This is a genomic window from Actinoplanes sp. URMC 104, assembly GCF_051386375.1.
Classification (GTDB): domain Bacteria; phylum Actinomycetota; class Actinomycetes; order Mycobacteriales; family Micromonosporaceae; genus Actinoplanes.
The window spans coordinates 566,841-581,008 of sequence record NZ_JBPQTO010000011.1 but is presented as its reverse complement, the minus strand read 5'-3'; the positions used below and the strand labels follow the sequence as shown (position 1 = coordinate 581,008).

11 protein-coding genes are annotated in these 14,168 nt (G+C 75.2%); 5 read left to right on the top strand and 6 right to left on the bottom strand.

Going from position 1 to position 14,168, the window contains the following annotated elements; all coding sequences use genetic code 11:
* Positions 1-25: 25 nt before the first annotated feature.
* Positions 26-778 carry an IclR family transcriptional regulator gene (locus ACSNN8_RS28490; protein WP_436652809.1) on the top strand — a complete coding sequence of 251 codons (753 nt, stop codon included), beginning with the start codon at positions 26-28 and terminating at the stop codon, positions 776-778.
* Positions 779-797: 19 nt separating this feature from the next.
* A complete protein-coding gene (glpK, locus tag ACSNN8_RS28485) occupies positions 798-2,288 on the top strand; it encodes a glycerol kinase GlpK (protein ID WP_436652808.1) in 1,491 nt (496 codons plus the stop codon).
* On the opposite strand, the gene ACSNN8_RS28480 is transcribed toward glpK, so the two are convergent.
* Positions 2,259-6,053: an AAA family ATPase gene (locus ACSNN8_RS28480; RefSeq protein ID WP_436652806.1), complete on the bottom strand. Its 3,795-nt coding sequence runs from the start codon at positions 6,051-6,053 to the stop codon at positions 2,259-2,261. The two genes, glpK and ACSNN8_RS28480, sit on opposite strands and share 30 nt — an antisense overlap.
* Before the next feature lie 111 nt (positions 6,054-6,164).
* Here ACSNN8_RS28480 and ACSNN8_RS28475 point away from each other — a divergent pair, with 111 nt between their 5' ends.
* From ACSNN8_RS28475 to ACSNN8_RS28465, 3 genes are all read left to right on the top strand, one after another.
* A complete protein-coding gene (locus ACSNN8_RS28475) occupies positions 6,165-7,229 on the top strand; it encodes a class I SAM-dependent methyltransferase (RefSeq protein ID WP_436652804.1) in 1,065 nt (354 codons plus the stop codon).
* Between the two features lie 93 nt (positions 7,230-7,322).
* A complete protein-coding gene (locus tag ACSNN8_RS28470; RefSeq protein WP_436652802.1) occupies positions 7,323-7,760 on the top strand; it encodes an SRPBCC domain-containing protein in 438 nt (145 codons plus the stop codon).
* Positions 7,747-8,076, top strand: a complete 330-nt coding sequence (locus ACSNN8_RS28465; protein ID WP_436652800.1) for an ArsR/SmtB family transcription factor — start codon at positions 7,747-7,749, stop codon at positions 8,074-8,076. Before ACSNN8_RS28470 ends, ACSNN8_RS28465 begins: the two co-directional genes overlap by 14 nt.
* A gap of 4 nt (positions 8,077-8,080) precedes the next feature.
* On the opposite strand, the gene ACSNN8_RS28460 is transcribed toward ACSNN8_RS28465, so the two are convergent.
* The 5 genes from ACSNN8_RS28460 to ACSNN8_RS28440 form a co-directional block, all read right to left on the bottom strand.
* Positions 8,081-9,067 carry a LacI family DNA-binding transcriptional regulator gene (locus tag ACSNN8_RS28460; RefSeq protein WP_436652798.1) on the bottom strand — a complete coding sequence of 329 codons (987 nt, stop codon included), beginning with the start codon at positions 9,065-9,067 and terminating at the stop codon, positions 8,081-8,083.
* A gap of 36 nt (positions 9,068-9,103) precedes the next feature.
* Positions 9,104-10,891: a hypothetical protein gene (locus ACSNN8_RS28455; RefSeq protein WP_436652796.1), complete on the bottom strand. Its 1,788-nt coding sequence runs from the start codon at positions 10,889-10,891 to the stop codon at positions 9,104-9,106.
* A gap of 110 nt (positions 10,892-11,001) precedes the next feature.
* Positions 11,002-12,372: an FAD-binding oxidoreductase gene (locus ACSNN8_RS28450; RefSeq protein ID WP_436652795.1), complete on the bottom strand. Its 1,371-nt coding sequence runs from the start codon at positions 12,370-12,372 to the stop codon at positions 11,002-11,004.
* Complete coding sequence (locus ACSNN8_RS28445) at positions 12,369-13,166, bottom strand: alpha/beta fold hydrolase (RefSeq protein ID WP_436652793.1); 798 nt, start codon at positions 13,164-13,166, stop codon at positions 12,369-12,371. The genes ACSNN8_RS28450 and ACSNN8_RS28445 overlap by 4 nt, the downstream gene beginning before the upstream one ends.
* Before the next feature lie 10 nt (positions 13,167-13,176).
* Positions 13,177-14,148 carry a zinc-dependent alcohol dehydrogenase gene (locus ACSNN8_RS28440; protein WP_436652792.1) on the bottom strand — a complete coding sequence of 324 codons (972 nt, stop codon included), beginning with the start codon at positions 14,146-14,148 and terminating at the stop codon, positions 13,177-13,179.
* Positions 14,149-14,168: the final 20 nt, after the last annotated feature.

Genomic DNA, 14,168 nt, shown 5'->3' with positions numbered 1-14,168 from the left:
CTGGGCGGAGACATATCGTCGACACGTGCCGGGAACAGTGCAGTCGATCGAGCGCGCCGCCGCGGTGCTGCGTCTGCTCGCGGCCGGCGCCGGACGGCTGTCGCTCGGCGAGATCGCGCGCTCGCTCGACCTGGCCAAGGGCACCACCCACGGCATCCTGCAGACGCTGCGCAAGGTGGGCTTCGTCGAGCAGGACCGCGCCTCCGGCCACTACCAGCTCGGCGCGGCGATGCTGCGGCTGGGCACCGGCTACCTCGACGTCAACGAGCTGCGATCCCGCTCGATCAACTGGGCCGACCCGCTGGCCGCGCGCAGCGGGGAGGCGGTGCGCATCGGCACGGTCCTCGAGGGACAGGTGCTGATCGTCCACCACGTGTTCCGGCCCGACGACACGTTCCAGACCCTCGACGTGGGCAGCCTGTTGCCGCTGCACGCGACCGCCCTGGGCAAGTCCCTGCTGGCGTACGGGGTGACGCCGCCCGCCCGGCTCGACCGGTTCACCAGCCGCACCCTCACCCGGCCCCGCGACCTCGCGCTCGCGCTGCGCGAGGTGCGTGACGCCGGCTGGAGCGCCGACATCGAGGAGCTGACCCCGGGCGAGGCGTCGATCGCCGCGCCGATCCGGGCGTACGGCGGTCTGGTCGTCGGCGCCATCGGCATCTCCGGCCACGTCGAGCGGTTGTGCGACAGCCGGTACCGCCCACGGCCGCAGCTGGTGGCCAACGTACGCGACGCCGCCCGCGCGGTGTCCCGTGACCTCGGAGCCGCCCGCCACTGACACCCCTTGGGGAGGGACCATGTCCGAGCGCTATGTCGTCGCCATCGACCAGGGCACCACGTCGACCCGGTGCATCGTCTTCGACCGCCGCGGCCAGCTCGTCTCCCTCGCCCAGCAGGAGCACAAGCAGTACTACCCGCGGCCGGGCTGGGTGGAGCACGACGCCGCCGAGATCTGGCGCAACGTCGAACGGCTCGGGCCCGAGGCGCTGCGCCGGGCCGGGGCGTCGATCGACCAGGTGGCCGCGGTCGGCATCGCCAACCAGCGGGAGACCACGATCCTGTGGGACCGGGCGACCGGCAACCCGATCGGGCACGCCGTGGTCTGGCAGGACACCCGCACCGACACGATGGTGGGCCGGCTGGGGGAGGCGGACGGCGCCGAGGGCGTACGCCACCGGTCGGCCCTGCCGCTGGCCACGTACTTCTCCGGACCGCGCCTGCGCTGGATGCTCGACCACCACCCGGGCCTGCAGGAGCGGGCCGAGCGCGGCGAGGTGCTGTTCGGCACGATGGAGACCTGGCTGATCTGGAAGCTCACCGGCGGCCTGCACGTCACCGACGTCACCAACGCCAGCCGCACGCTGCTGCTCGACGTGCACACGCTGGACTGGTCGCCGGAGTCGCTGGCGTTCTTCGGCATCCCGCGCGCGATGCTGCCCGAGGTGCGCCCGTCCGTCGGCGTGTTCGGCACGGCCACGTCGGCCTTTCCCGGCGTGCGCATCGGCGCGGCGCTCGGCGACCAGCAGGCGGCGCTGTTCGGGCAGACCTGCTTCGCGCCGGGGGAGGCCAAGTGCACGTACGGCACCGGCAGCTTCCTGCTGCTCAACACCGGCGCCGAGCTGGTCCGCTCGACGCACGGGCTGCTCAGCACGGTGGCGTACCAGATCGAGGGCGAACCGGCGGCGTACGCCCTGGAGGGCTCGATCGCCATCACCGGCTCGCTGGTGCAGTGGTTCCGTGACCAGCTCGAGCTGATCGCCAGCGCGCCCGAGATCGAGACGCTCGCGCGCACGGTGAGCGACAACGGCGGGTGCTACATCGTGCCGGCGTTCAGCGGGCTGTACGCCCCGTACTGGCGCAGCGAGGCCCGCGGGGTCATCGTGGGCCTCACCTCGTACATCACCAAGGGTCACCTCGCGCGGGCGGTGCTCGAGGCGAGCGCCTGGCAGACCCGCGAGGTGGTCGACGCGATGAACGCCGACTCCGGCCTGGCGATGTCCACGCTGCGCGTCGACGGCGGCATGACGGCCGACAACCTGCTGATGCAGTACATCGCCGACGTGCTGGACGTCCCGGTCGTCCGCCCCCTGGCCGCCGAGACCGTCTCGCTGGGCGCTGCCTACGGGGCCGGGCTGGCCGTCGGCTACTGGCCCGACCTCGAGGGTCTGCGCCGCAACTGGCACCGCGCGGCGCAGTGGCTGCCCACGATGGAGCCCGGCCGGCGTGAGACGGAGTACGGCAACTGGCAGCGCGCGGTCTCACGCACCTTCGACTGGATCCAGGCGTGAGATCCGCTCGCAGCACGGCCGGAGCAGCGCCAGATAGCGCGCCGCCTCGCGCGCCCGGGGCAGGAACCGCCGCAGCGCCGCGTGGTCGCCGGCCGCCTCGAGCGCCTGCACCAGCACCCACGACTCGAGCGGGATCTCCTCGGGGCCGGGACGCCGCCCCAGCGCGACCATCCGCCCGGCGGCTGCCCGCGCCGCCGTGACGTCGCCGAGCCGCAGGTCGAGCAGCGCGCGCATCGCCTCGGCCATGCCCGGGTGATCGTGGTCGGGAACCACCGTGGCGGCCACCTCGCGCGCCCGCTCGGGCTCGCCGCGACCGGCCAGCGCGAGCGCGCCCACGAGCGGGCCGCTGCGGATGTACGGGCAGCTCATCGCGGCCAGCGGACCCTGCCGCAGGCTCAGGTGCTCGTCGAGGTAGGCGTCCACCTCGGTGAGGCGGTCCAGCTGCTCGAGGCAGATCAGCACCGCGGCGGTGCCGTGCAGCCGGTCGTGCGGGGAGAGCTCGCGGGCCCAGTCGTACGAGCGTCGCGCGTGCTCCAGCGCGCCGCGGTAGTCGCCGCGCACCCCGCCGACGACCACGGTGGCGATCGCCTGCCCGAGCGCCCGGTCCCGGTCGCGGCCCTCCTGCTCGACCAGGGCGACCTCCTCGAGCACGGCCTCCACCGCGTCGTCGTAGCGCTCCTCGAGGAAGCAGACCGACGCCTGCCCCAGCAGCGCGAGCGCGCCCAGGGTCGGCGAGCCCAGCCGCCCGGCGATCCGGCGCGCGCCGGCCGCGGCCCGGCTGCGTCCCGGCGCCGGCAGCGGATCGGCGCGCCCGGTGCCGGTCCAGCGGCTGCCGCACAGCGCGCGCAGGGCGAGCAGCTGCGCCTCGATCGCCGGGTCGGTGACGACCGCCAGGCCCGCGTCGATGACCCGGTCGCCCAGCGCGGGGTCGGCCGGCGCCCGGAACCCGCCCCAGCGGGCCACGACCATCTGGGCCACCTTGAGGCACAGCCCGGCCCGCCGGTTGCCGGGCGGCAGCGTGGCGATCGCCTCGCGCCACGCCCGGACGGCCTCGTCGCCGTCGTACGCGGTCTCGTGGTCGTCGCCGGCCGCCTCGATCGCCTCGGCGCGCTCGGCCGGGTTCGCGGCGTACCGCAGCGCCCGGCGGTGCAGCTGCAGCGCCCGGTGCACGGCGGAGCGGCGGCGCGCGAGCGCCCCGGCGGAGATCAGCGACCGGAACGCCTTGCCGCGCACCCATTCGCCCGGCGCCGGCCCGTCCGCCGCGGCGGCGTAGTGGACGGCGACCAGCTCGATCACCTCGTGCACGCGCTCCCGGGCGACCTCCTCCAGCCAGCCCGCGACCTCGGCGTGCCCGGCGGCGCGCTCGGCGATCGGCAGGCCCGCGTACGCGACGTCGCGCAGCAGGGCGTGCTGGAAGGCGTACTCCTCCTGCCCGGCCACGGTGGACGCCGGGCGGGCGCGGACCAGGCCTCGGGCCTCGAGCGCGGACAGCTGGGCGGGCGCGGCGCGCAGGGGAGCGGCCCAGAAGGTGCGGCCCACCACGGCGGCGCGGCGCAGCAGGTCCTTCTCGGCGGGCGGCAGGGCGTCGATGCGGGCGGCCAGCAGGGCGTGCAGCGTGTCGGGGAGGGCGCCGCGGCCGCCCTCGGCCACGTGGGCGGCGAGCTGGCCCAGGAAGTACGGGTTCCCGTCGGCACGTGCCAGGATCTGGGCCCGGCGGCGCGGGTCGAGCCGGTGCCCGAGGGCGTCGAGCAGGGTGCGGGCGTCGCCGTCGGGCAGCGCCCGCAGCGACACCACGTCGCCGTCGGCGGAATCGCGCCCGGGGCGGGTGGTCGCCAGCAGGACGACCGGGCCGTCGGCGCGGGCCACCAGCCGGGTGAGCAGGGCCAGCAGCGGCGCGCCTGCCCAGTGCAGGTCCTCGACGATCAGCAGCAGCGGTTGCCGCGCGGCCAGCGCCGTGGCCAGCCGCGGCCACGCCCGGGCGAGCGCGTCGGCGACGTCGCGGGGGTCGGCCTCGTCCAGCGGGTTTCCCGGCAGGCGCAGGCCCGCCGTGGTGGCGAGCGCGAAGATGTCCGGCTCCCCGAGCAGCCCGCGCAGCCGGTCCCGCAACCGCTGCCGGGCGCGTCCGCCGGAGTCGCCGAGCGGAATGCCGCACGCCTCGCGAAGGATCTCCCCCAGGGCCCAGTACGTGATGCCGTCCCCCGCCGCGAGGCACCGTCCCCGCAACACGCACAGCCCGGGCCGCCGCGCGATCACCTCGTGCACGAGCCGCGTCTTGCCGATGCCCGCCGCCCCCGACACCGTGACCAGCCGCGGCCGCCGGCTGCCCACCGCCTCGTCGACCAGCCCGAGCACCGCCCCCAGCTCCGCCGCCCGCCCCACCATCGGCGGCTCGTCGCGGCCGTCCGGCGCCGCCCGGTCCGCGCCCACGAGCCGGCGCGCCCCCTTGCCCGCCTCCTCTGCCGCCTGCTCGAACCGGAACCCGCTCGGCGCGCCCCGGCCCGTCCCCTCCGCCGCCCGGCACGTCCGCTCCGCGGCCAGCAACGTCCCCGGCGCCGCCGAGGCCCGCAGCCGCGCCGCGCTGTCGAGCACCGGCCCACCGATCCCCGCCGGCCCGCCGCCCGTCCCCGCCAGCCCGCCGCCCGTTCGCGCCGGCCTGCCGCCCGTCCGCGCCGGGCCGCCGGTCATCCCTCCTGCGCCCAGTGGCCCACCGGCCTCTCCTGCTCCGCGGAGCCTCTCCCGACCTTCCCTCTCCACGCCGGACATCTCGGGCGCGATGATCTCGCCGGTGTCGACGCCCAGGCGGATCGGGACGGGGAAGCTGCGCAGCACCTCGTCGCCGGCCCAGAGGGCGCGGGCGGCATGGTCCTCGCGGGCTGCCGGGAACCCGAAGACGCCGATCACGCCGCCGCCGACCAGCCGCTCGGCGGTGCCGCCCCACCGTTCGACCGCGGCCGCGAGCAGGTCGGTCCAGGCGGCGACCTCGCGGCGGGCCGTCTCGGGATCGGCGTCGGCGTCGGCGTCCCGTACGCCCCGCAGGTCCGCATCGAGAACCGTGACGAGTTTGCGCTCCTCGGGCACGTGCCCGGCCGGTTCCCCCGGCGGGTCGGCGGCCAGTTCCGCGCGCAGCCGCCGCAGGTCGTCGCCCGGCTCGACGTCCAGCTCGGTACGCAGCGCCTCGGCCAGCCGGTCGTACCAGCGCAACGCGAGATGCCGCCTGCCCTGCGCCGCCTCCAGGCGCATCAGACGGCCGTACGCCTCCTCGTGCAGCGGATCGAGCTCGACGACCCGGTGCAGCGCCGCCCGGTCGCCCCGCTCGAGCAGCAACGGCACCACCGCGGCCCGCAGCTCGGCGCGGCGCGGCTCGGCCCAGGCGTCGAACCTGTTCTCGGGCAGCAGGTCGCCCGTGTAGAGCGCCAGCGCCTCCTCGAGGTCCCCCCTCGCGGCGGCGGCCTCGAACGCGTCGACGTCCACCCACAGGTCCGCCGGGTCCAGGCTCAGCAGGTCGTCGCGCAGCCGGATGCGGTCGCCGCCCAGCACCCGGCGGGCGTAGTGCAGCGACTTGTGCAGCCGGCCGGCGCCCAGGGCGGGGTCGGCGCCCGGCCACAGCAGGTCGATCACCTGGTCGCGGTGCAGCCGGTGCCGCAGGGCCAGGATCTTGACGAGTGCGGTCGCGCCGCTGCGCCGCCAGGCGCCCGCGGCCACGGGCGTGCCGGCGACCTCCGCCCGGAAGCCGCCGAGCAGACGAAGACGCAGGCCGGCCGGCATCCGATGATTGTGCGCCGGTCGCGTCCCCGGCGCGGACAGCAAGCGGACACTGCGCGGAAATCCCCGCGGCTAGGTTGCCGGCACCACGGACACGACGCGAGAGGACATGTCATGACGGTGACGACTGTGGACGAGCAGCGGCTCATGGAGTTCGTCTTCAAGGCGGTCGGCGACTTCGGCGCGATGCTGGCCGGCTCGCTGGCGGTGATCGGCGACAAGCTGGGCCTGTACCGCGCGATGGCCGGCGCCGGCCCGATGACGCCCGGCGAGCTCGCCACCGCGACGGGAACGGCCGAAAGGTACGTACGGGAATGGCTCTGCGCCCAGGCCGCCTCCGGATACGTCTCGTACGAGGGTGACGACCGGTTCTCGCTGTCCGCCGAGCACGCCGTCGCGCTCACCGACGAGAACAGCGGCGCCTGCGTGATCGGCGGCTTCGAGCTGGTGCTGGCGGCCGTACGCTCGACCGACCGCCTGGTGGACGCCTTCCGCACCGGCGAGGGCGTCGGCTGGCACGAGCACCACCGCGACCTGTTCGAGGGCTGCGAGCGGTTCTTCCGGCCCGGCTACCACGCCCACCTCGTGGGGGAGTGGATCCCCGCCCTGTCCGGCGGTGTCGAGGAACGGCTGCGGGCCGGCTGCCGGGTCGCCGACGTGGGCTGCGGGCACGGCGCCTCCACCATCCTGCTGGCCGGGGCGTACCCGGAGTCGACCTTCGTGGGCATCGACTACCACGCCGGCTCCATCGCCGCCGCCCGCGACCGGGCCGCCCTCGCCGGGGTCGCCAACCGCACCCGCTTCGAGGCGGCCTCCGCCACCGAGCTCTCCGGCACGTACGACCTGATCTGCCTGTTCGACTGCCTGCACGACATGGGAGACCCCGCCGGGACGCTGCGCCACCTGCGCGAGCACCTCGACCCCGGCGGCAGCATCCTGCTGGTGGAGCCGTTCGCCGGCGACACGGTCGCCGACAACCTCAACCCCGTGGGCGCCGTCTACTACGGAGCGTCCACGCTGCTCTGCACGCCCAACTCCCTCGCCCAGGAGGTGGGGACCGCGCTGGGCGCCCAGGCCGGCGAGCCCCGCTTGCGCGCCGTCGCCGCCTCGGCCGGTTTCACCTCGTTCCGGCGGGTCGCCGAGACCCCGTTCAACCTGGTCTTCCAGCTCCGCTCCTGACCGCCGCGCCTCGCCGGCTCCCGCGGTTGACGCAACTGCATGGTTGCTATAGCGTGAGTAGCAACCAAACAGTTGCGACATGAGGAGATCGACATGGCATTCCCCGACCGGATCGAGCGCACCCTCGAGCTGACCCACCCGGTGGAGAAGGTGTGGGCCGCGCTCACGACCGCCGACGGCCTGGGCACCTGGTTCGGCAACCGGGCCGAGGTGGACCTGCGCGTCGGCGGCGAGGCGACGCTCACCTGGGACAGCGGCGACACCGCCACCCTCACGATCGAGCGCGTCGAGCCGCCGAAGGTGTTCGCGTACACATGGCCGATCTCGGGCCTCCCGGCGGGCGACCCGCGACGGACCTACGTGGAGTTCACGCTGGAGCCGACGGCCGCCGGCACTACGCTGACCGTGGTCGAGACCGGCTTCGCGCAAGTGGCGGACGGCGACGGCCACAAGGCGGCGTACTCGGGCAACACCGAGGGCTGGACGAACGAACTGGGTGAGCTGGTCGCGTATCTCGATGGAAAACTCTGATCTGGAATCCGTCGCGCAGGAGGTCTTCACGGCCCTGGCCGACCCGAGCCGGCGCGGCATCCTCGCCGCGCTGGCGGCCGGCGGCCCCGCCACCGCGACCGACCTGGCCGCGCGGCTGCCCATCACCCGGCAGGCCATCGCCAAGCACCTCGCCCTGCTGGCCGAGGCCGGCCTGGTGGTGGCCGAGCCGGGCGAGCGCCGCCGGGTCCGCTACCGCGTGGACTCCGCCCCCATGAAGGTCGCCCAGCAGTTCCTGGGCGCCCTGGCCCGCGACTGGGACGGCCCGCTGACCGCCCTGCAGCAGCGCCTGGGGTGAGCCCTCAGGCGGCCGTGCTCTGGCGGACCTGGAGGCTGGCGGGGAAGACCAGGCGCCAGTGCGGGGCTATCTGGCGGTTGATCAGGGCACGCGTCGCGGCGGCGGCCATCTGCTCGACGGGCTGGTGCACCGAGGACATGGGCGGGTTGGCGCACTCGGCGATCACGCTGTCGTCGAAGCCGACCACGGCCACGTCGTCGGGGATCTTGCGGCCGGCGTCGCCCAGGGCCTGCATGGCTCCGGTGGCCATCAGGTCGCAGCCGGCGAAGATGGCGTCGATCCGCGGGTGCGACTCGAGCAGCCGGCGGGTCAGCTCGTAGCCGGACTCGCGGCGGAACTTGCCGGTGGCGGAGATGTCGGGCAGGCCGAAGTCGCGCACGGCCCGGCGGTAGCCCTCCCGGCGGCCGTCGGCGCAGGAGTTGCCGGCCTGGCCGTGCAGCGCGGCGATGTGGCGCCGGCCGGTGGCGTGCAGGTGCTGCATGGCGGCGTACGCCCCGTCGGCGTTCTCCAGGCCGACGAACGGCAGGCCGGGCACCGACGGGCCGAGCGTGACGACCCGTTCGCAGCGCCGGTAGAAGTCGACGGCCAGCTCGGACGGCACGTGGATCAGTAGGACGCCCAGGCTCACCGAGGCGGCGATGCGGTTGAGCAGCGCGGCGGTGTCGCGCTCCTCGACGACGTGCACGCGCAGCTGGGCGTTGCTGCCGGCCAGCTCCTGCAGCACGCCCGCGGTGACCCGGCCGTAGTAGGGGCTGGTGCCGAACACCGCGGTGTCGTCCACGATCACCAGCTCGACGACCTCGCCGTGCCCGGAGGCCAGCGCGCGGGCCACCGGGTCGGGCCGGTAGCCCAGGTGCGAGATCACCCGGCGGACGTGCTCCCGGGTCTGCGCCGACACGCCCGGCGCGTCGTTGATGACCCGGGAGACGGCCGCCTTGGACACGCCGGCCTCCGCGGCGACGTCGGCCAGCGTCGGTCTCCTCTGCGCCATCCGGCAAGTGTAGGAGGGACCGTACGCCCGGCCGCATCAGGATTTCAGGTAGCCGACCACGTCCACGGTGACATTCCCGGAGGCCGCGGCGTTGTTCAGCACGGTCAGCCGGCCGGACGTGCCGAGCGTCACGCGGACGGTCGCGTTGCCCGGCTGCCTGGCCGCGTGCGTGGCGACCACCGCGGCGGGCGTCCGGGCGCCGGCCGGGAACAGCTTCAGGCTGCCCGCCCGCGTCACGCCGTTGACCGAGACGTTCACCAGCACCTCGCGGACGCCGGTGGCGGGCACCCCGACGCGTCCCGCGACGTTGAAGGTGAGCGTCTTCCCGCCGCGCAGGCCGCGGGCGTTGAGGATGCGGGCGGGCGTGACCGGCACGTACGAGCCGGCGCGGTACCACCCGACCAGGTTGGCGGCCAGGTGGGCCGAGCCGCCGGAGGCGTTGCGCAGCGTGATGCGGCCGCCGCTGCCGAGCGGGACCACGAGCCGCTGGGTGACCGCCTGCCCGGCGACGTGCACGTTGGTGGGCGCCGCGGGAACCCGGCCGCCCGTCGGGTGGACCAGCACGCCGCCGGCGGCCCGTCCACGCGCGACCGCCACGTCCAGCGCGACCGCTGCCACGCCCGTTCCGCGGATGGTGACCGTGACGGACTTCTGCGGGCCCAGCTGCGTGGCCGGGAGCACCCGGGTCGTGGGGACCGGCACGTACGGGGCGGGAACGACCGCCGAGGGCAGCAGCCGGACGGCGCTCGCCGTGTTGTTCGCCGACTCGAACGTCACGACGACCTTGCCGTCGGGCTGCGCGCCGCCGCCGCTGCCGCCTAGGCTGCGCTGCGCGCCCACCTGGTCGACGACGACCTCGCCGCCGTTGCCGAATGTGCCGTCCGCGATCCCGGCCGCGGTGAACCGCTGCACGTAGACCTGGCTCGCGCCGCAGTCGCCGTGCCCGATCAGGTAGACGCCCGCCGCGGTCGCGAACGAGCGCCGTCCGGTCGGCGTGCAGTCGTGCGCCGCGCCCACGGCCATTCCGGCGCTGCCGAAGCCGGTGTCGCTCGCGCCGGTTGCCAGCACCCGCACCACGGCCATCCGGCCGGCGGCGGAGCCGCTGACCAGGTACGCGCCGCCGGCCGCCGTGATCGCGTACGGCTGGAAGCCGGTGGGCAGCGCCGCGGCCGGGGCGCTGTCCTCGATGCCGGCGGCGGTGTAGCGGCGTACGCCCGCGTCCGTGAGCACGGCGACGGTGGTGCCGGAGGCCGCGACCGAGTGGACACTCTCCCGCACCGTGACCACGCCGCCCGCGCCCCACGTGGTGGCGAGCGTCCCGTCCGGCCGGACCGCGGCGAGCAGATGGGCGGCGGGGGAGGTGCTCCGGTCGATGCCGTGCACGATCAGCACGCCGTCCGCCCGTCCGGTCACACCGGCGACCGTCTCGACCGTGCGGTCGGCGAGCACGCTGGTCGACGCGAGCGTGGCGCCCGTGCCGCTCACCCGGTGCACGAGCAGGCCGCGCTGGTCGCCACCGGCGGTGACCACGGAGGCCGAGCCGTCGGTGTTGACGTTGAGCAGACCGCCGTACGGCAGCGCGACCGCCCCGCCCGTACCGAACGAGGTGTCTCTGGCCCCGCCTGCGGTCAGCCGGTTCAGGCTCGTGTCACCCAGCGCGTCGGTGGTGATGAGAAAGGCCCTTCCCGCGGCGTCGACGGCCGTGCCGGACGGGTCGCCGGCCACCGTGGCGATGCCCGCCGTGCCGTACGAGGCGTCGACGTTGGGCGTGGCGGCGGCCAGCGCGGCGCCGCCCGGCCCGGCGAGCGCCAACGGTACGGCCACGATTGCGGCAAAACAGACACGAGGGACAAATTGCATGCGCGCCAGCATGGGGTCCGCGGCGCGGACGCCTCAACTCCCGCGCCGGGATTCCCCTCGTCGCGGTCGTCCGTTCAGCCGATGACCTTGCCGGGGTTGAACAGGTTGAGCGGGTCCAGCGTCTGCTTCACGGCGACCTGCATGGCGAGCACCGGATCCGACAGCTCCTGCCGCATTCCGGCCCGCTTGAGCAGCCCGACGCCGTGCTCACCGGTCACCGTCCCGCCCATGGCGATCGCGGCGGCCAGCATGTCCTCGAACGCGGCCTGCGCCGCTCGCCGCGCCGCGTCGTCGCCGGCCGGGGCCAGGATCAGCGGGTGCAGGTTGCCGTCGCCGGCGTGCGCGATGGTCGCGATCGTGACGCCGTGCCGCGCGGCGATCTGCTCGATGGCCGTCAGCATCTCGGGCACGCGCGAGCGGGGCACGCAGACGTCCTCGGTGAGCACCGGGCTCAGCCGCTCCAGGGCCGGGTACGCCAGCCGTCGCGCCGCGAACAACGCCTCGGCCTCGATCTCGTCGGTGGACTGCTCGGCCCACAGCGCGCCCGCCGACCGGAACACCCCGGCGACCGACGACGCCTCCTCGTCGCCGGCCAGGCCGGGGGTGTCGAGCTGGGCGAGCAGCAGCGCCGCCGCGTCGGACTCCAGGCCCAGGTGCTTCCACTCCTCGACGGCGCGCAGGCAGGTGCGGTCGAGCAGCTCGAGGGCGGCCGGCAGCAGCCCGGCCCGGGTGATCGCGGCCACGGCCTCGCCCGCGGCGACCACGCTGCCGAAGGCGCCGACGACCGTCCGCGGGGCCTCCCGGCGGGCCGGACGCAGCCGCAGCGTGACCTCGGTCAGCACCCCGAAGGTGCCCTCCGAGCCGGTGAACAGCCCGGCCAGGTCGTAGCCGCTGACGCCCTTGGTCGTCCGCCTGCCCAGGCGCACCACCGTGCCGTACTCGCCGGCCGGGCCGCCCACCACGGCCTCCAGCCCCAGCACGTAGTCGCGGGTCACGCCGTACTTGAGACAGCACAGCCCGCCCGCGTTGGTCGACACGTTGCCGCCGATCGTCGACCACGGCGCGCTGGCCGGGTCGGGCGGATACCACAGCCCGTGCTCGGCGACCGCCCGCTTGAGGTCGTCGTTGATCACACCGGGCTGCACGGTGGCGGTCATGTTGTCGGCGTCGATCTCGACGATCCGGTTCATCCGCGACAGGTCGAGGATCATCGCGCCGTCGACCGCGTTCGCCCCGCCGGACAGACCGGTGCCCGCCCCGCGCGGGATGATCGGCACCCGCCGGGCGGCGCACGCCGCGACCACCCGCCGTACGTCCTCGGTGGTCCGGGGGCGGACGGCGGCCAGCGCCCGGCCGTAGGGCGCCCATTCGGCGTCGTCGTGGCTGAGGCTCTCCAGGACGTCCGCGTCGTCGATCACGTCGAGGCCGCTGAGCAGGTCCTTCACGACAGGAACTCCAGGATCGCGGCGTTGGTGAGCTCGGGCTGGTCGAGGTTCGCGGCGTGCCCGCAGTCGTCCAGCGTGACGGCCTCGGCCAGCGGGTTCGTGGCGGCCGCGGCGCTCGCGTGCCCGCACGGCCACAGCTGGCTCTGCCGGCCGGCGACGAACAGCGCGGGCACCCGCATGCGGGCGATCACGTCGCGCCAGTCGGCCTCGGCGTGGTTCTGCAGCAGCGCGCGGCGTTCGGGCGTCCGCGGATCGGCGAACACCGGCGGGCGGCCCAGCGCCTCGACCACCCGGGAAATGCCCGCCAACCGGTGCTCCCGCAGCCCGCGCCCGGTGTCCGGGACGCCGCCGTCGAAGAACGTACCCACGTTGTGCCTGGTCAGACCGTAGAAGCCGTGCTCCCAGGAGACGTCGTTGACCATCTTGGGGGTCTGGTCGATCGTCACCACCGCCCGCAGCCGCTCGGCGCCGAACAGGTCGTAGTAGGCCCAGATCGCGCTCGCGCCCATCGACCCGCCGACCAGCACCACGTCGTCGAGGCTCAGCGCGGCGAGCACCTCCTGCACGTCCTTGCCGTGGCGGGACAGGCGCTGACCGTACGGGGGTGAGTCCGAGCCGCCGTGCGAGCGGCGGTCGAGGCCGACGACCCGGTAGCCCTCCGCGACGAGCGCGGCCCGCTGCAGCTCCCAGCTCTCCAGCGGCGCGCAGAACCCGGCGATCAGGACGACCGGAACCCCGTCGCCCTCGTCGGCGTAGTTGAGCCGCACCCCGTCGCTGGTCGTGATCGTCGGCATGGCGGCGAGCCTACGTCGCGTTCGGCCGGACGATCACTTTCAGCCCGGTGCGGGCGGCGGCCGTGGCCAGCGCGCCGGTCACGTCGTCGAGCGGGAACACGTCCGACACCAGCGGGGCCAGGTCGACCAGCCCGCGCGCGGCCAGGTCGATCGCGCGGGGATAGACCTCGCCCATCCGCCGCGCCAGCACGAGCGTCAGCCCCTTGCGGCGGGCGAGCGCGGCGCTGAACGACGTGCGGTCGCCGTCGGGGATGCCGACCAGCACCACCCGCGCGCCCGGCTTGGCCAGCCGCAACGCGGTGTCGACGGCCTCCTCGGAGCCGGAGACCTCGTAGACCACGTCGGCGAGGCCGTCGCCGGTGGCCGCTTCGGCGCCGAACTTCTCCGCGGCGGCCATCCGGTGCGGCAGCGGCTCGGCGGCCAGCACGCGGGTGGCGCCGTGCCGCCGGGCGAGCTGCACGAGCAGCAGGCCGATCGGCCCGCAGCCGACGACGGCCGCCGTCGAGGCCATCCGCTGGTGGCCGAGGTCCATCGCGTGCAGGGCGACGCCGAGCGGCTCGAGGACCGCGCCGTCGTCGTCGGACAACGCGTCGGGCAGCCGGTGCAGGCGGTGGGCCGGCCAGGTCAGGAACTGCCGCAGGCCGCCGTCGCACGAGCCGTGCCCCGCGAAGACGATGTTGAGGCAGAGGTTGGGGTCGCCGCGCTCACACGGCTCGCAGTGACCGCACGGCAGGGCCGGGTCGATCGCCACCCGTACGCCGTCGTCCGCTCCGCCCCGGATGACGCCCGCCATCTCGTGCCCCAGCACGAGCGGCCGCGCGACCGCGGCGTCGCCGATCCCGCCCTCGGTGAACCAGTGCAGGTCCGAGCCGCACACGCCCACCGAGGTCACCTCGACGAGCTGCTCGCCCTCGCCGGGCGACGGCTGATCCTCGTCGTGCAACCGGACGTCGCCGGCACCGTGAAGTCGGGCAACTCGCATGCGCCGACGCTAACACCGGC